We start from the raw sequence: 22,346 nt of genomic DNA on the forward strand, positions 1-22,346 counted from the left end.
CCCGGGGGAGACGAACAGATGATCAAGCCCGAGGGCATCCCGAAGTTCGAGGGCAACCTCGAAGAGGTCACCAAGGCGGCCAACGATCTCTCCGCGGTCGGCGAGGAGATCAAGACCATCGGTGTGAATCTGGAGAAGAAGTTCCGGAGCAACATCGAGACGAACTACGCCAAGGGACCCGAGACCCACCTGCTCGCCGCGGCGATGCTGCCGGTGAAGCAGGAGGGCGAGCTGTTCGGCCCGAACCTCGGCAAGATCGGTTCGGCGCTGCACACCTTCGTGTCCGACGTCTCCGACGACAAGTCGGGACTGGCCTCGGTCCGCCAGCGCGCGGACGCCTGGAAGCGCAAGGTCGGCGACACCCCCGAGGACGAGATCGACGACAACGAGGACTGGGTCAACGAGGAGAACCAGCTCCACAAGGACCTCCAGGGCCACCTCGACGCGGTCAGCGCCGCCGAGCGCAAGTGCGCGAACGCGATCGCCGCGCTGTACGGCGGCAAGAAGTGGGAGGACAGCGGCCTCCGCGAGGGCGAGAAGCCGCCGGAGGATAAGGGCGAGGAGGAGAAGGACCCGCCGTGGGGCAAGCCGCTGGAGTACGACGCGCCCTGGTACGAGGACGCGGTCGACTTCGTCGGTGGCGTGCTCAAGGGTGTGTTCGTCGACGGCCTGCTCGGCACGCTGGACGCCCTCACCACGCTGATCCCGATCCAGCCGCTGCTCAAGTCGCTGGGCGTGAACAGCATCTTCGGTCACGAGCTGCAGGGCTGGAGCGACGCCGGTAACGCCTGGAAGGGCGTCGGCCTGACGCTCGCCTCCGCGGCGATGTACGCGATCCCCGGCGCGGCGGTCTTCATGCACGCGGCCTTCCCGGAGACCGCGGCGTACCTGGACAACGTCGGCATCACCGTGCTCAAGGGCATGGTCGCCTGGGACATGTGGGGCGAGGACCCCGGGCGCGCGCTCGGCCAGGTCGGCTTCAACGTGATCACCACCATCGGTACCGGTGGTGCCGCGGGCGGTGTCCGCGCGGCCGCGATCGGCGGCAAGTACGGCGCCGCCGCGGCGAAGGTGGCCAAGGGCGCCGACGTCGCGGTGAACATCGCCGGCAAGCTCCGCCCCGGCCAGCTCGCGCTGAACACCGCGCTGAAGCTGCCGAAGGTCTCCGACCTGGTGATCAAGGTCGGCAACGCCCCGGTGATCGGCGGCCTGGCCAAGTTCAGCGGCCTGGACATCCCGACCTCGCGGGCCGGCGGCATCTCGCACGCCGGCGGCGTCGACGTACCGAACACGCCCGCCTCGGTCGGCGCGCACAACTCCAGTACGACGTCCGCGCCGAGCCATGTCGACAGTCCCAGCAGCCCGTCGAGTGGCACGGACTTCAACGGCGGACACTCGGACAGCCCGAGCTCGCCCACCGGCGGCGACAGCCCCGCGTCGCACTCGGATTCGCCGGCTTCGCAGTCGGACGCGCCGGCGTCGCACAACGATGCGCCCGCCGCACACAACGACGCCCCCGGCCGCCAGGCCGACTCGCCGGCCCACACGGACAACTCGTCCCGCTCCGACAGCCCGTCCTCGGACGCGCCCGCGTCGCACTCGGACGGCCCGGCGTCGCACTCGGACGGCCCCGCGCCGCACTCGGACGGACCGGCCTCGCACAGCGACAGCCCGGCCTCGCGCTCCGATGGACCGGCCTCGCAGTCGGATGGTCCTGCGTCGCACTCGGACAGCCCTGCGTCGCGTGGCGACAGCTCGACCGGTTCGCACAGCGACAGCTCGAGCGGTTCGCACAGCGATTCCTCGAGCTCCCACAGCGACAGCTCGAGCACGTCGCACAGCGACTCACCGTCGCGCGCGGACAGCCCGAGCTCGCACAGCGATTCCCCGAGCTCGCACGGCGACAGCCCGTCGAGCCATGGCGACTCGTCACCGTCCTCACACGCCGACGGCCAGACCACGCCGGGCAGCCGGACGCCGGACTCCCCGACCCACACCCCGGACGCGCCGAGCCACCACTCGCCCGACAGCCCGCGGACCAACACTCCCGACGCCCCGGCGGCGCACCACACGCCGGACGCACCCCGTACGCCGGACGCTCCGGCGACGCATCACACGCCGGACGCACCCCGTACGCCGGACGCACCTCGGACGCACACGCCCGACGCCCCGGCAGCCCGGCACACGCCGGATTCGCCGAGCACTCACACGCCGGACACTCCGCGGACGCACACGCCCGACAGCCCGCGCACGCCGGACTCGCCGAGCACCCACACCCCGGACACCCCGCGCACCCACACCCCGGATGCTCCGCGGACGCCCGATGCGCCGCGGACGCCGGACTCGCCGAGCACCCACACCCTGGACACCCCGCGCACCCACACCCCGGATGCTCCGCGGACGCCGGACTCGCCGAGCACCCAGACGCCCGACGTACCGCGGACTCCGGACGCCCCGGCCGCGCACCACGCGCCCGACGCTCCCCGGACCGACGCCCCGGACGCCCCGCGGACGGACGCTCCGGCCGCGCGGACCGGGGACCCCGTGCAGCCGACGGTGGTTCCGCCGCCGGTGCACGCCCACACCGGTGGACCGCGCACGCCGAACACGCCGTCGACCCCCTCGCGCCCGGCCGCCCGGTCGGACGCGCCAAGGAACGGCGCCGACGAGCCGGACTTCGGCAGCACGCCGCCGCCGAACAGCCCCGGCGGTGCGCCGGCGCGCGGTGGGGACGACGACTTCGACTGGTTCCGCCGGCCGGAGCGCGACGGCTCGGGTCACCACGACAGCGACTCCGACGCACCCGAGTACGACGACACCGGCTGGATACGGGACAGCAATCCCAACAACGCGAACCTGGCTCGCTGGATCAGCGACCAGAACGGCTTGCCCCGCACGATGATGGCGAGGCTGACCGAGGTCCATCCCGGCCAGGCTCGCCACGGCACGGAGCAGGATGCCGCACGTGGCCGAGGTGTAACCGGTGACGACGCCGGTCACGGCATCGGGCACCGGTTCTTCGCCGATCAGAAGCGGAACTACATGTTCCCGCAGACGAAGAACTTCAACGTCAGCGCGTGGAAGAAGATGGAGAACGAGTGGGAGACCTGGATCCAGAAGGGTCATGAGGTCGAGGTCCAGGTGACCCCGCTCCCGGTCGGCAAGCCGCGTCCGGACAACGTCCAGGTCACGTTCGCGATCAAGGACAAGCAGGGCAACACGGTCTGGGCGGGTGGCCGCAACTTCGACAACAAGGGTGGCGTGAAGTACGACCGCTACCCGAACAAGAAGATCGACGTCTTCAAGCACCCGAAGGACGACGTCTTCCAAGGCGCCGACGCGCCCGACCTGAACACCCCGGACGCTCCCCACACCGGAGCCCCGGAGTCCCGAGGCACCAGTACGCCGGACAGCCCGCGGACGAACACGCCCGACGCGCCGAACACGCGTGGGGATGCCGACGCGCCGAACACGCGTGGTGAGGCGGATGCGCCGGCCAACCGTGGTGACGCCGACGCGCCGACCTCGCGTGGTGGCGCGGATGCACCGAGCACCCGCGGGGACGCCGATGCACCGGCCAACCGTGGTGACGCGGATGCGCCGGCCAACCGTGGTGACGCCGACGCGCCGACCTCGCGTGGTGGCGCGGATGCACCGAGCACCCGCGGGGACGCCGATGCACCGGCCAACCGTGGTGACGCGGATGCGCCGGCCAACCGTGGTGACGCCGACGCGCCGACCTCGCGTGGTGGCGCGGATGCACCGAGCACCCGCGGGGACGCCGATGCACCGGCCAACCGCGGCGACGCGGATGCGCCGCACTCACGCGGTGACTCCGACGCGCCGAACAACCGTGCTGACGGCGATGGCCCCTCGACGCGAGGCGACGCGGACGCTCCTCGGACGCGCGGTGACGCGGACGCTCCTCGGACGCGCGGTGACGCGGACGCGCCGCACAACCGTGGTGACGCGGATGGGCCGACGAACCGGGCCGATGCCGACGCGCCTCGGACGCGTGGGGACTCGGATGCTCCGCACTCGCGCGGCGACTCCGACGCCCCGAACAATCGCGCTGACGGCGATGGCCCGTCGACGCGCGGCGATGCCGACGCTCCTCGGACCCGCGGCGATGCGGATGCGCCGCACCACCGTGGTGACGCGGATGCGCCGCACCACCGTGGTGACGCGGACGCGCCACACAACCGTGGGGACTCGCACGCGCCGACGAACCGGGCCGATGCCGACGCGCCTCGGACGCGTGGGGACTCGGATGCTCCGCATTCGCGGGGTGACTCCGATGCGCCTCACAACCGGGCGGATGGCGAGCGCCCTTCCTCGCGCGGCGACTCGGATGCGCCGAGCACTCGGCGTCCGGACGACGCTCCTAGTACGCGGCAGCCGGGCGACGCGCCTAGTACTCGGTCGCACGACGGCGCCGACGGGCCTGACGCCCCGCGGACCGACGGCGACGCACCGCGTACCGACAGGGATGCACCGCGTACCGACAGGGATGCACCGCGTACCGACGCGGATGCTCCGCGGGCGGACGTGGATGCGCCGCGGACCGACGGCGACGCAGCGAGCAACCGGTCCGGGGATCAGGATCTGACCTCTCGGCACCCGGATTCGGCCGAGTGGAACGACGCGAACCAGCGGGCTCCTGAGGCGACGGACCCGCCGGTTCACGGGCGGCCGGGGGAGCAGCGGCATCAGGTCGAGCCGAACCGGTACAACACGTTCGACCCGGACAGCCGGCTGGCGAACCGGTTGCGGCGTGCGCTCGGCGACAACCCGCTGAAGAACGTCGACAAGTGGATCAAGCGGGGCAACCCGTACTTCAAGTCGAAGCTGGCCGCGTTCCGTAACAACTGCGGTGACTCCAGCCGGGCCTTCGCCGACAATCTGCAGGGTCGTGAGCCGCGCCTGGCCAACGGTGATCTGCGCAGGCCGCCGGGTGAGCGGCGGGAGATGTACGAGTACACCGGCATCCGGCCGGGGCGGATCGACGTCCCGGGCGCGAAACCGGGCCGCGAGTACACCGACGCCGCGATGAAGCAGATCGAGGACAGCCTGAAGGGCAAGCCGCCGGGCACGGTCGCGATCGTCGGCGGTTCGTGGCATAAGGGTCAACTGCCGGACGGCACCCTGCCGCCTGGTGGTGGGCACTGGTTCAACGCGTTCGTCGACGAGAAGGGCGTCGTCCGCTGGGCCGACAACCAGAGCGGCAAGACCGGTCCGTGGCCGCCGCAGTACGGCAAGAACGGCACCTTCAACGACCTCGAGGTGATGGTGCGCGAGCCGGGTGGCGCCTGGACGTCGCCGCTCGCGCCGAGCCAGAAGGTCGACGCGTTCGCGCACACCAACCCGCCGATGCCGACACACGCGCCGCACAACCCGGCCCAGCCGACCCAGCAGGTGCCGCCGATGCCGACCCATGCGCCGCACCAGCCGCCGCAGCAGGTACCGCCGATGCCGACGCACGCGCCGCAGCAGCCGACGCAGCCGCAGTACGCACCGCAGCAGCCGCCTGCGCAGCACCAACAACCGCAGCACCAGCAGCCGAGCCAGCCGCAGCACTACCCGCAGCAGCCGGCCCAGCCGCACGCGCCCCAGCAGCATCCGGGGCAGCCGACGCAACCCCAGCAGCCGTACAACCCGGCGCAGCACCAGCAGCCGGCTCAGCCGCATGCACCGCAGCAGCATCCGGGGCAGCCGACGCAGCCGCAGCACCAGCAGCCGCATGCGCCGCATCAGCCTGCTCAGTCGCACCACGCGCCGCAGCAGCCGACGCATGCGCCGCATGACCCGGCGCAGCACCCGCAGCAGCCGGGTCAGTACGCGCCTGGTCAGCCGGGGCAGCCGATGCCGCCGCACCAGCCTGCTCAGCATGCACCGCAGCAGCCGCACAACCCGGCTCAGCAGCACACGCCGAGCCAGCACGTGGAGGGTCGGCCGGGAGAGCCGATGCCGCCGCATCAGCCGACGCACACGCCGGAGCCACATCCGCATCAGGATGGGAAGGTTCCTGGTGAGGGCGAGATTGGGCGGAGGCTTGATCCCGAGCAGCCGCATCCGCATCAGGATGGGAAGGTGCCCGGCGAGGGCGAGATCGGGCGGAGGCTTGATCCTGAGGGGCGCGCTGACGTGCCGCGGGCGGAGGGGCCGTCGCGGATTGAGCGGGCGTTGGATCCTGAGGGTGCTGCTCGGTGGGATCGGGAGCATGCTCAGCCGCATCCTCACCAGGACGGCAACGTGCCCGGCGAGGGCGAGATCGGGCGCAGGCTTGATCCTGAGGGTCGCGCCGACGTGCCACGGGCCGAGGGGCCGTCGCGGATTGAGCGGGCGTTGGATCCTGAGGGTGCTGCTCGGTGGGATCGGGAGCATGCTCAGCCGCATCCTCACCAGGACGGCAACGTGCCTGGTGAGGGCGAGATCGGGCGCAGGCTTGATCCTGAGCAGTCGAGCCCGCGTCAGCCGGTTGATCCTCGGGTGGAGTGGTCGCGGCGCGAGGCCTCGCCGACTCAGCCGCATCGTGTGGACGGGCCGGTGGATCCGCGAGCTGAGTGGTCGCAGGGTCATCGGCAGCCGGGTGGAGAGCAGACGCCTGCGCCGCACCAGCAAGGGGATCACCGGCAGCTGGGTGGACCCGAGCAGCACGGCACGCGTCAGCAGCCGGGACAGGACCAGCAGCAGGGGAACCAGCAGCAGGGGAACCAGCAGCCTGGGAACCACCACCAGCCGGAGAACCACCACCAGCCTGGGAACCACCACCAGCCCGGGAACCAGCACGACCCGGGGACGCACAACCCTGGCGACAACCGTCCGGCCGACTTCGGGTCTTCCGACCACGCCGACCTGCCGCCAGGTGAGCGGGAGGTGCTCGACGCGATCGGGCGTGATGTCGACAGCACCATGCCGGCGCATCCCGAGGCCTCCTCGGTGGTGAAGAAGCTCGTCGCCGATCCGCACAAGCTGAACGTGACCGACGCTCTGCGGCGTCCCTGGTCGCGGCAGGGGACGCTCGACACGATCAAGGAGCTGGCCGACGGGCGCGTCCTGAAAGACAAGCCGCTACTGCAGTTCCTCGATGAGAACCCTGGCCAGGGGACGCTGTTCGAGCCGATCCCTGACGCGGTCAACAAGTTGCCGGACGGGACGACGCGGAAGGACGCGTTCGTGCGGGAGTCTCAGGTGCACGACCCGGCGCGGGCCGTCGGGGCAGAGCCGTCGAAGGCGGAGCTGGCGCAGGTGCGGGAGTACCAGCGGCGGTTGATGGCGGCGGACTCGGTCGTGGAGAGCGAGGTCCGGAGTGTCGTCGAGGGGCTCGACGCGTCCGTCAGCGTGCGGACCAAGGACGCGGCAGGGCTGATCGACAAGGTCCAGCGGATGGTGGCCGGGAACGACGGGCGCGCGCCGCGGCCGCAGTACAAGGTCGGGGACGTGATCGACGCGATCGGGGCGCGGATCACCGTGGAGGACACCGCGCAGTTGGCCGAGGTGATCGAGCGGGTGCGTGGGCACTACGGTTTCGGGGACGAGGGCCGCATCCTCGAGGTGGAGAACATGTACGCCCAGCCGAAGGCGCACAACCCGGCGTACCGGGTGGTGCCGATGATCGTGAAGGTCGAGCACGGCGGGCAGGTCTACACCTTCGAGCTGCAGCTGACCACCCGGCGCGCCTCGATCGCGGCGGACATCAACCACAACACGATCTACAAGCCGTACCTCGCGGTGGACGCGGCCGAGCAGGCGAAGGTGGCGCGGATGTTCGAGGAAGCCGCGGCGCTGGAGCAGATCGAGAACCGAGGGCTGAACCATGGCTGATCCCCTGATGCTGAGCACGGTCCAGGTCCGGCGCAACGACCGGTGGGAGGCGGTGGCCGTGATCGACGGCCGCCGGTACGCCGACCGCGCCGGGTTCGACGAGGCGGTGCTGGACGCGTTCGACACGCTCGACGACCTGGAGATCCCGGCCCAGCTGGAGCGCGAGGAGATCCGGCCGGACGAGCCGGCCTCGCGGCTGCCGTTCTGGGAGGACTACAAGGTGATGCTGGCCACGAAAGGAGCTGGGGGTACCGCGTGAAGGTGTTCGACGCGTGGCGGGTCTGGACGGACGCGGAGCAGCCGCTGCGCGACCGTTTGCCGACCGAGGTCGTCGACCACCTGGCCCTGGTCTACCGGGCCGCGGCGGACTGGCACGGTGACCAGGTCCGTCCGGCCGGCGAGCCGTACGTCGAGCACCTGCTGCAGGCGTTGCAGGTCGCGGTCGAGGCCGGCGGTACGACGGATCGCGACGTCCTGAGCGCTGTGCTGCTGCACGACGTCGCGGAGGACACCTCCGGCACCGTCGGCGAGATCGAGGACCGGTTCGGCCGGCGTACGGCGGAACTCGTCGCGGCCGTCACGAAACCCGAGCCCGGCCCGGGCGACGACCCCGCCGAGGTCCGCGACGCGTACCTGCGGTCCTTCGAGCAGGCGGAGCCCGATGTCCTGCTGGTGAAGCTGTCCGACCGCTACAGCAACGTGCAGGCGCTCGACACCCACCCACGGCCCGACAAGCAACGCCGGTACTACGCCGAGACGGTCCGCCGGTTCGTGCCGTTGACGGCCGGGGCGCCGCAGTTCGTGCCATTGTTCGAGCAGTGGCAGCAGCACTTCAGCCGGCTGGCTGACGACGACCAGGAGGAAACCCGCAATGCCTGAGGGCATCGAGCAGGACGTGCTGGAGCGCGCGTGCGCGCGGCTGGCCGAGTACCACAACGAGGACCTGCCGGAAGGAACGCAGCGCTACACAGCGGCCGACTTCAAGGGTTACCAGATCCACCCGTACGAGGACTGGCTGATCTTCGTGTCGCCGGACGGCTTCACCAACCAGACCTTCCTGGTCAGCGACCCGATGGTCTACGAGTCGCCGGGCTGGGAGTCCTACGAGGACGCGCTGACCGAGGCGAAGGCGCTCAAGGCGGCCGGCGCAACCCGTCGCCCGGAAGAGCCGGACGACGACGACGACGATGACGACGACTGAGACGGCCTTCAGCGGTTGCGGAACCGCCGCCAGGCCGAGGTTTTCAGCGCCTTCGGAAGCGTGACGGCGGGGGAGCGGTCCAGGTCGACGGGCAGTTCCGCGAGGAGTTCGCCGACCAGCCAGTAGACGCCGGGGGAGCAGGGGTCCGCGGCGTCGGCGTGCTCCTTGGCGACCCAGCGGGCGAACTCGTCGAGGCGGGCCTGCATGTCCTGTTTGCGGTCCACCGGGCAGACCACCAGCTGGTTGGTCGACGGCAGTGCCAGCACGGATCCGCGGCCCTTGCCGCCGCCGGGCAGGAGCTGCTCGTGGTCGACCAAAGCCAAACCAACCGTCTGGTCGCCGGGGCGCACGAACCGCTGGTACGGCGTACCGGGAACCGCCTGCAGCACCAGGCCGTTCAGCCCGTTCAGCGTGAGTTCGAGCCCGGACGGGCTGCCGGGCAGGTGGAGTCCGTGCATGACGCGGCGGACCTGCGTGAGCCGGTGCCAGTCGGGGCCGCTCTGGATGCCGAAGACGATCTCGAAGTACCGGCCGAACGGGACGCTGAGGCCGGCCAGCACGCTGTCGTACGACGCCGTCCAGCCCTGCGGACGCAGGGTGACGCGCTGACGGTCGGCGACCGCGCCGTACAGGTGCTCGTCGGTGGCGATACCGATCTCGGCGACGACGGCGCGCAGCCAGTCGTCGACGGTGCGCGGCCACAGGTGGTTCGGTTGCTGACGGCATCGATCGACCAGCTCGGTCAGCCCGACCTCCGCGCTGGAGACCAGGCCCCCGCGGCTCCAGCGCAGCTTGACGATCGGCCCGGCCGGGTCCAGCTCGGCGTCCGGCAGGAGTACCGGGAGCAGGTCGGCGACCAGGTCCAGCACCTGCCGCGGGTCGAACGGTGTATCGGTCATCGGTAGTGAGCCGCCCCTCCACTAGAGTCCGGTGCAGCATGCCATCTGAGGCGTTCATGTCGTGCAGTCGAGGGGCCGCTCGGGCCCAGCTGAGGAGAGACAGTGTCGACACGACTCGTGCACCGCCCGGCGCGGAGCACCCGGAGTATCGACACCGGGCAGCCGCGGGTCATCGAGACCCCGCCGCCCGGCGCGCGAGGCAAGGCCGGCGGCAACGCGATGCAGGCCCTGATGCCGGCCGTCGGTGTGCTCGGTTCGGTCGGGATGATGAGCACGATGCGGACCGGGATGTCCGCCGTGATCGGCGTCGGCGTGCTCGCGCTGACCGTGGTCGGCACGTTCGGGATGATGTTCTCCCAGCGCGGCCGGTCCGGCAAGGAGAGCCGCGACCAGCGCAACCGGTACCTGGACTACCTCGAGCGGCTGCGCGAGGACTTCGGCAAGATGGAGCGGCAGAACCGCAAGACCGCGCTCGCGCTGAACCCGCCGGCCGACGCCCTGGTGGACTGCGTCCGCGACCCGGCCCGGTTGTGGGAACGGCGTCGCGGCGATCCCGACTTCCTGCTGGTCCGCTGTGCGACCGGGCGGATGCCCGTGGTCCCGGCGACGCTCGCGCAGAGCGGCTCGATGATGGACCCGCCGGACCCGTTCATGATGGCCGAGGCCGAGGCGCTGGCCCGCCGGTTCGCGCTGATGCCGGATATGCCGCTGACCATCCCGCTGGACCTCGCGGGCAACGTCAGCATCGTCGGCGACCGCGACGGCGTCGTACGGATCGCGCGGGCGCTGATGCTGCAGGCGGCGGTGTTCCACGCGCCCGAGGATCTCGAGGTGGCGGCCAGCTTCCCGGCCGCCGCGCTCGCCCAGTGGCAGTGGGTCGGCTGGCTCCCGCACACCGTCGACCCGGAGCGCCGCGAAGGCCCGCACCCGTTCCGCCGGGTCGCGTCGAAGCCAGGTGACCTGGCCGAGCTGATCCGCGACGACGTCGCTTCCCGCGTCACACTGGCCAGCGAGGCCCGCCGCGGCTCGCTCGGCAGCGACAAGCGCCGGATGATCCAGCGCATGCTCGTCCTGCACGACACGTACGGCGACGTGGCGACCGAGGTCACTCCGGCCGATCCCACGCTGGGCATCGGCGAGCTGGGCGTGACCGTGCTCCACCTGGTCCAGGACCGGATGCAGGAGCCGAGCAACGTCGCCATCCGGATCACCGTCCAGGAGGCACGTGTCCTGGTCGAGGACCTGCGCGGCGGTGGCTACATGACCGCCGAGGGCCAGCTCGACGACACCCCGCTCGCGACCGCGGAGGGCCTGGCGCGTTCGCTGGCGCCGCTGCGGCTGTCGGAGGAGTCGCTCGAGGAGGACGCGTCGCTGAAGACCGTCGACTTCATGGGCCTGCTGCAGATCCAGGACCCGGGTGATCTCGACCTGGAGCGGATGTGGGTGCCGCGGCACGAGCGGGCCTTCCTCCGGGTGCCGCTGGGCGTCGACAGCCACGGCCAGCCCGTGGTACTGGACCTGAAGGAGTCGGCCCAGCTGGGCATGGGCCCGCACGGTCTGTGCATCGGTGCGACCGGTTCCGGCAAGTCCGAGGTACTGCGGACGCTCGTGATGGGCCTGCTCGCGACGCACTCGCCGGAGGACCTGGCGATGGTGCTGATCGACTACAAGGGTGGTGCGACGTTCGCGCCGTTCGAGGGCATCCCGCACGTGGCCGGCATCATCACCAACCTGGTCGACGACCCGAGCCTGACCGAGCGCGCCTACGCCAGCCTGGCCGGTGAGGTGCAGCGCCGGCAGCAGATGCTGAAGGACGCCGGCAACGTCGCCAACATCACCGACTACCGCCTGCTGCGCCAGCAGCGGCCGGAGATGCCGCCGTACCCGCACCTGTTCGTGCTGATCGACGAGTTCGGCGAGCTGCTCACCGCGCGGCCGGACTTCATCGACCTGTTCCTGTCGATCGGCCGGATCGGCCGGTCGATCGGTGTGCACCTGCTGCTGGCCAGCCAGCGGGTCGAGGGCGGCAAGCTGCGCGGCCTGGAGACCTACCTGTCGTACCGGCTGGGTCTGCGGACGTTCTCCGAGGAGGAGAGCCGCACGGTGCTCGACACCGAGGACGCGTTCCACCTGCCGCCGCTGCCCGGCTTCGGGTACCTGAAGGTCGACACGAGCGTGTACCAGCGCTTCCGCGCGGCCTACGTGTCCGGACCGTACAAGGGCCGCGTGGTGCCGGAGGAGGAGAAGGCCAAGGACGGTCCCGCCGTCCGGCCGTACCTCGTCACGCCGTACCAGCAGCCCGACCTGGCCAAGCTCGCGGCCGAGGACGAGAAGAAGGACGACAAGGACGACTCGACCGAACGCAGCACCGGGCCGACCGTGCTCGGGGTGTTCGTCGACCAGGTCAAGCCGGCCGCGACGGCGGTCCCGCAGGTGTGGCTGCCGCCGCTGCCGAAGGTCTGCACGCTGGACCAGGTCGGTGGCCCGGTCGACATCACTGCCGCGCGCGGCCTGCAGTACGCCGTACCGGCGCCGCCGATGGCGCCCGCGATCGGTGTGATCGACGACCCGCGCAAGCAGAGCCAGAGCGTGTTCCGGCTAGACCTGACCCACACCGGCGGGCACTGCGCGCTGATCGGCGGGCCGTCGTCGGGCAAGACGACGTTCCTGCGCACCCTGGTCACGTCGCTGGCGCACAGCTACACGCCCCAGGAGGTCGCGATCTACGCGATCGACCTGGCCGGTGGTGGCCTGCAGCCGCTGGCCGACCTGCCGCACGTCGGTGGCGTCGCGATCCGGACCGACCGGGAGAAGATCCGCCGGACGCTGGAGGAGGTCCGCGGCATGCTCGACCAGCGCGAGATCGTCTTCCGCGACCGGGGGATCGACACGATGGAACGGCTGCGCACGATGCACGCCGCGGGCGAGCTGCCCGAGCTGCCGGTCGCCGACGTCGTCCTGGTACTGGACAACTACGGCGCGATCAAGACGACGTTCGACGAGCTGGAGGAGCCGATCGCGGACCTGGTCCAGCGCGGCAGCAGCTACGGGATCCACATGGTCACCGCGATGCTGCGCTGGAGCGACGTCCGGATGGCGACCCAGACGCTGTTCGGCACGGTGCTGGAGCTGCGGCTGAACGACCCGTCGGACTCCAACATCGACCGCCGGCTGCAGGAGACGATGCGCAACGCCGGGCCGGGCCGCGTGCTCACCCCGCGCGGCAAGCTGTTCGGTCAGCTGGCGCTGCCGCGGACGGACAGCCTGTTGCAGGACGACGACCTCAGCGAGGCGATCCAGGGCCAGGCGCTGGCACTGGGCTCCGCCTGGCAGGGGCCGACCGCGCCGCGCGTCCGGGTGCTCCCGCACAAGCTGGAGCGGTCGACCATGCCCGGTCCGCAGCAAGAACCCGTACGGGTGCCGATCGGCCTGGACGAGACGGCGATGGCGCCGGTCCTGCTCGACCTGTTCGAGCGCGACGGGAACCTGGTGATCTTCGGCGACACCGCGTCCGGCAAGACCAACCTGCTGAAGCTGATCCTGGAGCAGCTCACCGACCGGTACAGCTCGGACGAGGTCGTGTTCGCGGTGATGGACCCGCGGCGCGGTCTGCGCGGGTTCCTCCCGGACAAGTACCTGGGCGGCTACGCGACCAGTGGCCGGGTCGGGGCCGGGCTGGCCGCCGGTGTGGCCGGCGAGCTGGAGAAGCGGCTGCCGGACGACCTGAACGACGCGGCCCCGCCGCCGGTCGCCGGTCCGAAGGTGATCGTCGTCGCCGACGACTACGACCTGCTGACCAGTGGTGGCCAGGCGCCGATGGACCCGTTCCTGCCGTACATCGCCTCCGGCCGCGACATCAGCCTGCACTTCGTGATCGCCCGCCGGGCCGCCGGTGCCGGGCGCGCGATGTACGAACCGTTCCTGACCACGGTGATGGAGTCCGGTACCGCCGGTTTGGTGCTGTCGGGCGACAAGGCCGAGGGCGCGCTGTTCACCGGTGCCGTCCCGGGCAACTACCCGCCGGGCCGCGGGCTGTTCGTCCGCCGCGGTGAGCGGCCCTCCCTGATCCAGACCGCACTGGCGGACGCGACCACGTCCGCTGCCGACCCGAAGGCGGAGTGAAGTGAGCTACGACGTGGTGGCACTGATCGACGGCAGGCCGTCGTACCAGGATGTGCTCGCCGGCATGATGGCCGCGGGACCGGACTGGCTGGTGCGTGAGGTCTCCGACGGCGCGGTACTGCAGCTGTGCTCCCCGGACGGGGTGCCGCTGGCCTCGCTGGAGGCGCCGATCCTGATCCAGGTGCCCGGTGAGGTCGAGCGGCTGCTCGGTCCGGAGCTGGCCGGCACGCAGACCCCGGTCTGGTGGATGGAGGTCCGGGCCAACCCGCAGGAGGGCGGTCCGGAGCTCGCCGACCGGTACGCCGAGAAGCTGGTCGAGCGGCTGGGTGGCAGAGTGTGGAAGCCTGTCCCGCCCCCGTTCAACCCGCCCACCCCTGCCGCACCCGCGCAGAACGCTGCTGGAGGCCAGCATGCCTAACCCGGTCGAGCTCAGCCCGGCGATCGACATCCGGACCGACAAGGTCGTCGTGATCATGCAGGACCGCCCGGTGGTCGGCATGTCCGCGTGGATGGTCGACGCGCTCGCGGCCGCGGAGGCGGAAGGCCTCGGCCTGCAGCTGGTCACCCCGGCGACTACGCAGCTCACCTTCAACGCCCGGACGACCCTGTTCCGGGGGGTCGAGTCACGCTGGGTGGTGACCGAGCCGAACGGTGAGGGCGCGTACGACGGCCAGGGCGGCTCGAAGCTGCAGTGGGACGGCCAGATGTTCGCGGCCGTCGCGGCCGGCGAGCAGGACAAGGTCGACATGAGCCCGACCTTCGCGGCGGTCGAGCTGGAGCTGCCGTGGCAGCTGATGATCACCGCCCGGGTCCGGTACCAGGCGCTCGAGACGACGGTCGTCGGCAAGGCCTCCGAGCAGCTGTTCGAGGACCTGACCGGTGCCGCGCCGGCAGGCTGGGGCACGGCCGAGCCGGTCACCCAGCCCTGGAACGTCGGCCAGCTCACGGCGTACTGCCGTCGCCGGGCGCCGAAGCCGACCTGGCTGTCGCTGAGCGGCGGCAAGGACGGGCTGAGCGCGGCGGGCGCGGTGGAGATCCACCGCCGTCCGGCTGGGCTGGAGGAGGTCATCACGATGGCCGTCTCCACTCCGGACGGCCTGCCGTCGCAGGACGCCGTACGCAAGGTGGCGGAGCGGCTGGCGAACTCCTTCACACTGGTCTCGTTCTTCGCCCAGGGCACGCGTGGCAACGGCAAGGACACCAACGCGATCCCGCACTGGACCGGCGTACCGGCTCCGATGGCGATGGCGGTCGGGAACGAGGCCCTGCAGGGCACCGGCGCCGAGAAGGCACTGGACCTGACCGGCGTCGCCGAGATCACTCCGGTGAAGATCGGCCCGTCCGGTACGCCGGCGGTCTGGTACCCGATCGGCGACGGCAAGAACCAGCTGGACTGGAACGTCTACAGCGCGCTGCTCGGCCGGCTGGTGCCGCCGGGTGCGCCGGTGGCCGGCTGAACCACGCCGGTAGTACTCGCTCAGTAGTAGCAACGATCAGAGAGGTGTGACGGGTGGCTGCGGTCTACAGCCGGGTGACCATCATCGGGCGGCAGCGTCAGATGGACGCCGTACTGCCGGTCGACGAGCCGTTGGGCCGGTTGATGCCGGACCTGCTCCGGATGCTCGGCGAACCGGTCGATCCGTCGCCGCGGCGCCGGTACCTGACCACCCCGACCGGTCAGACGGTCTCGCTGGAACTGACGCTGGGCTCGGCCCAGATCGGTGACGGCGCGGTGCTCCGGCTGGCCGCCGAGGGCGAGGTCCCGCCGCCACCGACCGTGTACGACGTGGCCGAGGAGGCGGTGGACGACCTCGAACGCCGGGGGACCACCTTCCAGCGCAAGCACCGTCAGTGGGCCTCGGGCGCCGCGCTGATCTTCGCCCTGCTGGCCGGAGCGATCGCCCTGGTCCGGGCGACGCAGCCGGACGTCGCCGCGTTCGTGCTGCTGGTCGTCGGGATCATCACTGGTCTCGGCGGCGTCGTACTGGGCCGGGCCAACCAGCGGGCGACCGCAATCACGCTGCTGGTGGTCACTCCGGTCCTGCTCGCCATCGTGGCCTGGTCGCTCGGGATGTCCGAGGACTGGTCGGTGCCGATGCGCGGTGGCATCGTCGCGCTCGCCCTGGGCGTCGGCCCGCTGCTGTTCGCGATGGCCGGCCTGGCCGGTGGCGGTCTGGTCGGCGGCGGTACGGCGATGATCTTCGCGGTGATCTGGATCGTCGGGGTCGGCGCGGGCGTCTCCGTGGACAAGCTGAGCGCGCTGATCGCGGCGGTCGCGGTGCTGCTGCTCGGGGTGCTGCCCCGGCTGGCGCTGTCGCTGTCCGGGCTGACCGCGCTGGACGACGTACGGGCCCGTGGCAACGAGATCGGCCGCCCGGACGTCGAGGCGGCGCTGAACGCGGCGCACGTCGGCCTGGCGCTGTCCGCCACGGCGATCGCGCTCTGGTCGGCCGCCGCGGGTCTCGTGCTCGCGCTGCACGGCTCGGCGTGGACGGTGAGCATCGCGGCCCTGTTGGCGTTGCTGCTGTGCTCGCGTTCGCGGTTGTACCCGCTGGCCGCGGAGGTGCTCGGACTGTTCGCCGCTGCTGGAGTTGTGATCGCCGCGCTGGTCCAGGATCTGTCCCAGCAGTCGGTGGGTGGCACACTGGTAGCAGTCGGACTGCTCGTGGTGGTGGCGATGGTCGGAGGCTTCGGTCTCTCCTGGACCCCGCAGGACCACGTGCAGGTCCGGCTCGGTCAGGTCCTGGACCAGGTCCAGGTGCTGGCTGTGGTGGCGCTGGTCCCGTTGGTGCTCGGTGCCTTCGGGGTGTTCAGCGATCTGCTCGACGTCTTCTGATCGGATGGTATGACCGGGCCGAACTGGCAGGCGGACATGATGGCCCGCCTCGACGACAAGCCTGCGGCGGCCGGCCCTCCGGCCGCGCCGCAGCAGCCCGCCCCTCACCAGGCGCAGGCGCCGGTGGAGCAGACGATGACGCCTCCGCCCGCGCCGACCGGTGGTGGGTGGGGTGCACCTGTGCCTCCGCAGCAGCAAGTACCTCAGTACGAGCAGCAGTACGCGCCGCCGCAGCAGTACCAGCAGCAGCCTCCGCCGCAGCAGCAGTACCAGGACCCTCAGTACCAGCAGCAGTGGCAGCAGCCGCCGCCTCAGCAGTACCAGCCGCCGTACTACCCGCCGCAGCAGCAGTACGCGCCGCCGCAGTACCAGCAGCAACCGCCGCCTGAGCAGCAGCAGTACCAGCAGCCGCCGTACCCGCAGTACCAGCAGCCCCCGGTGCAGCACTACGAGCAGCAGTATCAGCAGCAGCCGCCCCAGGGCGACGGCAGCTGGAACACGCCGCAGCCGCAGGGGCCGAGCGGCTGGGACAACCCGATGCCCGACGGCGGTCCTGGGCGCCAGGCGTACACACCGCAGTACCAGGACCCGCTCGGCGGAGCGTTGCCGGTGGCAACGAACACGGTCGGCCTGCAGCACGAGGAGAAGCCGGGCGGCTTCCTGCGCAAGGTCGGCCGGTTCGCGGCCGAGGCCGCCTACATCGCCGGCGCCTCGGGCCGGATGCAGCGCGACGTCGAGAACATCGCGGTGATCCGCCGCCCGATCGGCATCGGCCGGATGATCGGCGTGCTCGGCCCGGTCCCGCAGAGCGGTACGTCGACCGTCACCGCGCTGCTGGCCGACACGATCGCGTCGCAGCGCAGCGACCTCGTGCTCGCCGTCGACGCGTTCCCGCTCGAGGGCAAGCTGACCCACCGGCTCGACCAGGGCATCGCGAACACGCCGAGCTCCCGGGTCCAGCTGGCCCGCGCCGACTCGACCGCGGACGCGATCAGCGACGTGCTGGCCTCGCGCAACGTCGGCGGCGCGAACCAGATCCCGATCTCGCTGGTCGACTGCCCGGCCGGCCTGTTCGACGAGGCCACGGCGTACGTCGCCGGCTCGTCGCACGCGGTCGCCCTGGTGATCCCGACGGCGCGTGAGGACGCTCCGGCGAGCATCGCCCAGCTCGACCAGCTGACCCCGGAGGGTCAGCAGATGCTGGTCCAGAAGGGTCTGGTGATCATCGCGGAGAACCGGCCCGACGACCCGGAGCCGGTCCGCTGGCTGCAGTCGGCCGTCTCCGACCGCGGTCTCGGGTACGTCGTCCTCCCGTACGACGCGCACTTCCAGCACGCCTGGCCGCTGCGCCCGGAGATGCTCGAGCCGGCCACCCGGCGTGCGGCGCTGGAGATGGCCGCCCGGCTGGTCGAGCGCGCAACGCGTTGAACAAGTTTCCGCCGTCGCTTGAACCGATCCGCTGATCCGGCCGTTCCTCCTGGTACGGCCCGGTTTGGCAGGGTCGGGTAGAACAACAGGTAGCAGAGCGTTCAACTACATCCAGCTCACGGAGGTCCAGATTCATGAGCGACGACAGAACGGCCAAGCTCGACCGGGTGATCGCAGATGTGCGGGACCGCCGATCGGTGCTGCGCGGTGCCGCCGTGGCAGGGCTGGCGGGCGTGAGTGTGCCGTTGCTCGCGGCGTGCGGTGGCGATGGCGACGCAGGCGGTACGCCGAGCAGCGCCCCGACCAGTTCGGCGCCGTCCGACGCCCCGACGTCGGCACCCAGCTCGGCGCCCTCCTCGGCGCCGTCCAGCGGCGGTGGCCCGGTGCTCGGGCCGGCCTCGGACGTCCCGGTCGGCGGCGGCGCGGTGTTCAAGGACGCGAAGGTGGTCGTCACCCAGCCGACCGCCGGGCAGTACAAGGGATTCACCGCCGTGTGCACGCACAGCGGGTGCATCGTGGCGAAGGTCGAGAACGGTGAGATCGACTGCAACTGCCACGGCAGCAAGTTCAGCGCCACCGACGGCAGCGTCGTGAACGGCCCGGCCCGCGACCCGCTGGCCGCGGTCACCGTCTCGGTCCAGGGCGGCAACATCGTCGGCTCCGCCTGACGCAGGAGGGGTACGACGAAGGACCCGGCCGGGGAGAGGCCGGGTCCTTCGTCGTACCGGCCCCGGCTCGGCAGGGGGGAGGACCGAGCCGGGGGCGTTCAGCGGGTTACTTCTGCGCGGCCGGGTCGACGGCGCCGACGAACAGGAGCTTGTTCGGGGAACCGGCGCCGGGCTCGCCGACCTTGTCCGGGGTCGAGGCACCGAGCAGGCCGGTCGCGACGTCGGCCGGAGTGGCGTCCGGGTGGTCGGCCAGGTAGAGCGCGATGCCACCGGCGACGTGCGGCGTGGCCATCGACGTACCGCTCATCGTGTCGGTCGCGTCCGGCCCCGTGATCCCGACCGACTCCACGTCGACGCCGGGTGCGAACAGGTCGACGCACTTGCCGAAGTTCGAGAACGAGGCCTTCGCGTCGGCGTCGTCGGTCGCGCCGACGGTGATCGCCGAGGGCTCCTTGGCCGGCGAGGTGGTGCAGGCGTCCGCGGTGTCGTTGCCAGCAGCAACGGCGTACGTCACGCCGGCGTCGACCGACGCCTTCACCGCCGCGTCGAGCGCCGCGTCCGCGCCGCCGCCGAGGCTCATGTTGGCCACGGCCGGCTTCTTCGCGTTGGCGGTCACCCACTCGATCCCGGCCACCACGGACTCGGTCGAGCCCGAGCCGGCGCAGTCGAGCACGCGGACGCCGAACACCTTCGCGCCCTTGGCCAGCCCGTAGGTCTCACCGGCGATCGTGCCCGCGACGTGGCTGCCGTGCCCGGCGCAGTCGATGCCCTCCTTGCCGTCGCCGACGGTGTCGGTGCCGACCGAGGCGCGGCCGCCGAAGTCCTTGTGGTCGGGGTAGATGCCGGTGTCGATCACGTAGACGTTCACGTTCTCCGCGGTCGACGACCCGGTGTACTTCTTGTCCAGCGGCAGGTCCCGCTGGTCCGACCGGTCCAGGCCCCACGGCGGGTTGTCCTGGTTGGCCTTCATCGTCTGGTTCTGCTGCACGAACGCGACCCGCTCGTCGCCGGCCAGCTTCTTCGCCTGGTCCTCACTCATCGCGGCGGAGAAGCCCTGGATCGACGCGCTGAACTGCTTGCGCACGGTCGCGTCGTACGACGCCGCCAGGCTCTGCGTGGTGGCCTTGGTCGCCGCGACCGACCGCTCGCCCTTGAGCACGACGACGTAGCTACCGGGAATCGCCGTGGCGCTTCCGGCGCCGCGGACGGTGGCGGCCGCCGGCTCGTCGGCGTTGCTCGCGACGCCGGTGGCGACGAGACCCGACACGGCCAGCGCCGAAGCGGCGGCCGCGCCGAGCAGTGCTCTGGTACGGCGGGATGGGGTGACTGGGGACATGGGCGGTATCTCCCTCTGCAAGTGCGTGCGGCCCGGTGCCTCACGCTCGGTCCTGCCGTACACCCTGGGTGACAGACCGTGCTCGCCGCTCATCCCAATCGGTGGTCAGGTCCGAGGTATGGGGCGGTCCGCAACAGAACCGTCGGGGGACCGCAACGTGTGGCTCGGCGTGCCGACCGGTGTCGTGCTCGGCGTGACCACCGGGGTCTCGGTCGGAGTGGGCGTGGGAGTCGGGGTCGGGGTGACCGGGGGAGTGACGGGCGGAGTCACCGGGGTCGGCGGCACCAGGTAGAGCAACTTGTTCGGCGAACCGGTGCCGGGGTCCTGCACCGCGTCCGAGGTCGCTGCCTCCAGCAACGCCGTCGACACCTGCTCCGGCGTCGCCTCCGGGTTGTCGGCCAGGTAGAGCGCGATCGCCCCGGCGACGTGCGGCGTCGCCATCGAGGTGCCGCTCTTGGTCTCCGTTGCCTCCGGCCCGGTGATGCCGACCGACTCGATGTCGACGCCGGGGCCGAACAGGTCGACGCAGGGGCCGTAGTTGGAGAAGTTCGCCCGGGTGTCGCTCCGGTCGGTCGCGCCGACGGTGACCGCGGACGGCTCCCGGGACGGCGACACCCCGCAGGCGTCCGCGCTTTCGTTGCCAGCGGCAACGGCGTAGCTGATGCCGGAGGCCACCGACGCCTTGACCGCCGCGTCCAGGGCCGGGTCGCTGCTGCCGCCGAGGCTCATGTTCGCGACGGCGGGCTTGACCGCGTTCGCCGTGACCCAGTCGACGCCGGCCAGCACCGTCTCGGTCGTGCCGTTGCCGGAGCAGTCGAGCACCCGGACACCGACCACCTTCGCCGCCTTCGCGACGCCGTACTGCGTGCCCGCGATGGTCCCCGCGACGTGGCTGCCGTGACCGATGCAGTCGACACCGTTCTGGCCGTCGCCGAGCGTGTCCGTACCGATCGAGGCGCGGCCACCGAAGTCCTGGTGCTCGGCGTAGATGCCGGTGTCGATCACGTACGCGTGCACGGTGCTGGCCGTGGTGTCGGACTCGAACTTCTCGTCCAGCGGCAGCGTGCGCTGGTCGGTGCGGTCGAGGCCCCACGGCGGATCGTCCTGGGTCGCCTTCAGTGCCTGGTTCTGCTGGACGAAGCCGACGCGGGGATCGGCCGCGAGCTGCTCCGCCTGCTCCGCGCTCATCGCCGCCGAGAAACCGCGGACCGACGCGTGGAACTCGCGGCGTACCGTCACGTCGTACGTCGAGGCGAGGCTGCGGTTGGTCGCCCGGGTCAGTTCGGCCGACGGCGTCCCGCTGAGCACGACGATGTAGCTGCCGGGCACCGCTGCCGGGGAGTTCGCCTCCCGGATCAACGGCGCGAAGCGGTCGACGTCCAGCGCGACCCGCGCGGCCGCGGGCAGGGCCGGAGCGCAGACCAGGACGGCGGCGAAGGCGGCCGTCAGGCCGCGCGAGTTCGTGGACAGCTTCATGGAGGCTCCTGACTCGGCACACAGCGGGTCAGGTTTCACGCTAAAACCGGGCCGCCGCCCGGCCGCGCCACCGATCGGGAGCAGAGGAGAAGCCGTAACACGATCTCAGCCCGGCCGAGACGTCAGCGCCTCCGGAAGTTCTCGTACTTCCGGACGGCGAACCGGTAGGCCAACTCGGCCAGGGGTTCGAGCTCCTTCAGGGTCGCCTCCGACGGCGACACGACGCAGATCCAGTACTGCGGGGCGTACACCGGATGCGGCAGGACGACGTCGAGCGCCGTGTGGTCGACGGCTTCGGGCGCGGCCGGGAACAGCTTGAGGTAGTCGGCCTTCGGCAGACCGAGGTTGAGCCGCTCGACGCCGGGGCGGTCGAGGTGCGAGGCGGAGTCGTAGGCGTCGGAGGTGACCAGAGTGGCCCAGGGCATCTGGCGCTCGGGTGGGAGATCGCCGGCCGGGTCGTAGATCCAGAAGGTGTCGCCGTTCGCGGTCAGGGTCCGGCCGCCGGGCCGGTCGAGGTACTGGTCGAGGTTCATGCCTTCAAGCGTCTCATTGAAGC

Annotated in this window: 14 protein-coding genes; 10 read left to right on the forward strand and 4 right to left on the reverse strand. The window is 71.3% G+C overall.

The window, feature by feature from the left end:
* Positions 1 to 18: 18 nt before the first annotated feature.
* From HDA39_RS43120 to HDA39_RS08710, 4 genes are read left to right on the forward strand one after another with little or no spacing between them, the layout of a single operon-like run.
* Complete coding sequence (locus HDA39_RS43120) at positions 19 to 7,824, forward strand: DNA/RNA non-specific endonuclease (protein ID WP_184794715.1); 7,806 nt, start codon at positions 19 to 21, stop codon at positions 7,822 to 7,824.
* Positions 7,817 to 8,083: a hypothetical protein gene (locus tag HDA39_RS08700; protein WP_184794716.1), complete on the forward strand. Its 267-nt coding sequence runs from the start codon at positions 7,817 to 7,819 to the stop codon at positions 8,081 to 8,083. The genes HDA39_RS43120 and HDA39_RS08700 overlap by 8 nt, the downstream gene beginning before the upstream one ends.
* Positions 8,080 to 8,703, forward strand: coding sequence for an HD domain-containing protein (locus tag HDA39_RS08705; RefSeq protein ID WP_184794717.1), 624 nt, complete (start codon positions 8,080 to 8,082; stop codon positions 8,701 to 8,703). Before HDA39_RS08700 ends, HDA39_RS08705 begins: the two co-directional genes overlap by 4 nt.
* The gene (locus HDA39_RS08710; RefSeq protein ID WP_184794718.1) at positions 8,696 to 9,025 is read left to right on the forward strand and encodes a hypothetical protein; all 330 of its coding nucleotides are present in this window, start codon (positions 8,696 to 8,698) and stop codon (positions 9,023 to 9,025) included. The genes HDA39_RS08705 and HDA39_RS08710 overlap by 8 nt, the downstream gene beginning before the upstream one ends.
* A gap of 8 nt (positions 9,026 to 9,033) precedes the next feature.
* On the opposite strand, the gene HDA39_RS08715 is transcribed toward HDA39_RS08710, so the two are convergent.
* Positions 9,034 to 9,924 carry a hypothetical protein gene (locus tag HDA39_RS08715; RefSeq protein WP_184794719.1) on the reverse strand — a complete coding sequence of 297 codons (891 nt, stop codon included), beginning with the start codon at positions 9,922 to 9,924 and terminating at the stop codon, positions 9,034 to 9,036.
* A 102-nt stretch (positions 9,925 to 10,026) separates the two neighbouring features.
* Here HDA39_RS08715 and eccCa point away from each other — a divergent pair, with 102 nt between their 5' ends.
* From eccCa to HDA39_RS08745, 6 genes are all read left to right on the forward strand, one after another.
* Positions 10,027 to 14,046, forward strand: coding sequence for a type VII secretion protein EccCa (eccCa, locus tag HDA39_RS08720; protein WP_184794720.1), 4,020 nt, complete (start codon positions 10,027 to 10,029; stop codon positions 14,044 to 14,046).
* Position 14,047: 1 nt separating this feature from the next.
* Complete coding sequence (locus tag HDA39_RS08725; protein WP_184794721.1) at positions 14,048 to 14,464, forward strand: hypothetical protein; 417 nt, start codon at positions 14,048 to 14,050, stop codon at positions 14,462 to 14,464.
* Complete coding sequence (locus tag HDA39_RS08730; protein WP_184794722.1) at positions 14,457 to 15,503, forward strand: DUF6177 family protein; 1,047 nt, start codon at positions 14,457 to 14,459, stop codon at positions 15,501 to 15,503. Before HDA39_RS08725 ends, HDA39_RS08730 begins: the two co-directional genes overlap by 8 nt.
* Before the next feature lie 53 nt (positions 15,504 to 15,556).
* The gene (gene eccD / locus HDA39_RS08735) at positions 15,557 to 16,882 is read left to right on the forward strand and encodes a type VII secretion integral membrane protein EccD (protein WP_184794723.1); all 1,326 of its coding nucleotides are present in this window, start codon (positions 15,557 to 15,559) and stop codon (positions 16,880 to 16,882) included.
* A gap of 9 nt (positions 16,883 to 16,891) precedes the next feature.
* On the forward strand, positions 16,892 to 18,310 hold the full coding sequence (locus HDA39_RS08740) for a MinD/ParA family ATP-binding protein (RefSeq protein ID WP_184794724.1): 1,419 nt from the start codon (positions 16,892 to 16,894) through the stop codon (positions 18,308 to 18,310).
* Positions 18,311 to 18,444: 134 nt separating this feature from the next.
* Positions 18,445 to 18,978, forward strand: a complete 534-nt coding sequence (locus HDA39_RS08745; protein ID WP_184794725.1) for a Rieske (2Fe-2S) protein — start codon at positions 18,445 to 18,447, stop codon at positions 18,976 to 18,978.
* A gap of 106 nt (positions 18,979 to 19,084) precedes the next feature.
* Here the strand turns inward: HDA39_RS08745 and HDA39_RS08750 are convergent, their stop codons facing one another.
* From HDA39_RS08750 to HDA39_RS08760, 3 genes are all read right to left on the reverse strand, one after another.
* Entirely contained in the window at positions 19,085 to 20,314 is a 1,230-nt protein-coding gene (locus HDA39_RS08750; RefSeq protein ID WP_184794726.1) for a S8 family peptidase, read from the reverse strand.
* A 105-nt stretch (positions 20,315 to 20,419) separates the two neighbouring features.
* A complete protein-coding gene (locus HDA39_RS08755; RefSeq protein WP_184794727.1) occupies positions 20,420 to 21,790 on the reverse strand; it encodes a S8 family peptidase in 1,371 nt (456 codons plus the stop codon).
* A gap of 122 nt (positions 21,791 to 21,912) precedes the next feature.
* The gene (locus HDA39_RS08760; RefSeq protein WP_184794728.1) at positions 21,913 to 22,323 is read right to left on the reverse strand and encodes a DUF6194 family protein; all 411 of its coding nucleotides are present in this window, start codon (positions 22,321 to 22,323) and stop codon (positions 21,913 to 21,915) included.
* Between the last annotated feature and the right edge of the window lie 23 nt (positions 22,324 to 22,346).

The organism is Kribbella italica (genome assembly GCF_014205135.1).
GTDB lineage: Bacteria > Actinomycetota > Actinomycetes > Propionibacteriales > Kribbellaceae > Kribbella > Kribbella italica.

Coding starts and splice junctions, on each gene's coding strand:
- HDA39_RS43120 (WP_184794715.1), top strand. CDS start 19: ATGATCAAGCCCGAGGGCATCCCGAAGTTCGAGGGCAACCTCGAAGAG.
- HDA39_RS08700 (WP_184794716.1), top strand. CDS start 7,817: ATGGCTGATCCCCTGATGCTGAGCACGGTCCAGGTCCGGCGCAACGAC.
- HDA39_RS08710 (WP_184794718.1), top strand. CDS start 8,696: ATGCCTGAGGGCATCGAGCAGGACGTGCTGGAGCGCGCGTGCGCGCGG.
- HDA39_RS08715 (WP_184794719.1), bottom strand. CDS start 9,924: ATGACCGATACACCGTTCGACCCGCGGCAGGTGCTGGACCTGGTCGCC.
- HDA39_RS08730 (WP_184794722.1), top strand. CDS start 14,457: ATGCCTAACCCGGTCGAGCTCAGCCCGGCGATCGACATCCGGACCGAC.
- HDA39_RS08740 (WP_184794724.1), top strand. CDS start 16,892: ATGACCGGGCCGAACTGGCAGGCGGACATGATGGCCCGCCTCGACGAC.
- HDA39_RS08745 (WP_184794725.1), top strand. CDS start 18,445: ATGAGCGACGACAGAACGGCCAAGCTCGACCGGGTGATCGCAGATGTG.
- HDA39_RS08750 (WP_184794726.1), bottom strand. CDS start 20,314: ATGTCCCCAGTCACCCCATCCCGCCGTACCAGAGCACTGCTCGGCGCG.
- HDA39_RS08755 (WP_184794727.1), bottom strand. CDS start 21,790: ATGAAGCTGTCCACGAACTCGCGCGGCCTGACGGCCGCCTTCGCCGCC.
- HDA39_RS08760 (WP_184794728.1), bottom strand. CDS start 22,323: ATGAACCTCGACCAGTACCTCGACCGGCCCGGCGGCCGGACCCTGACC.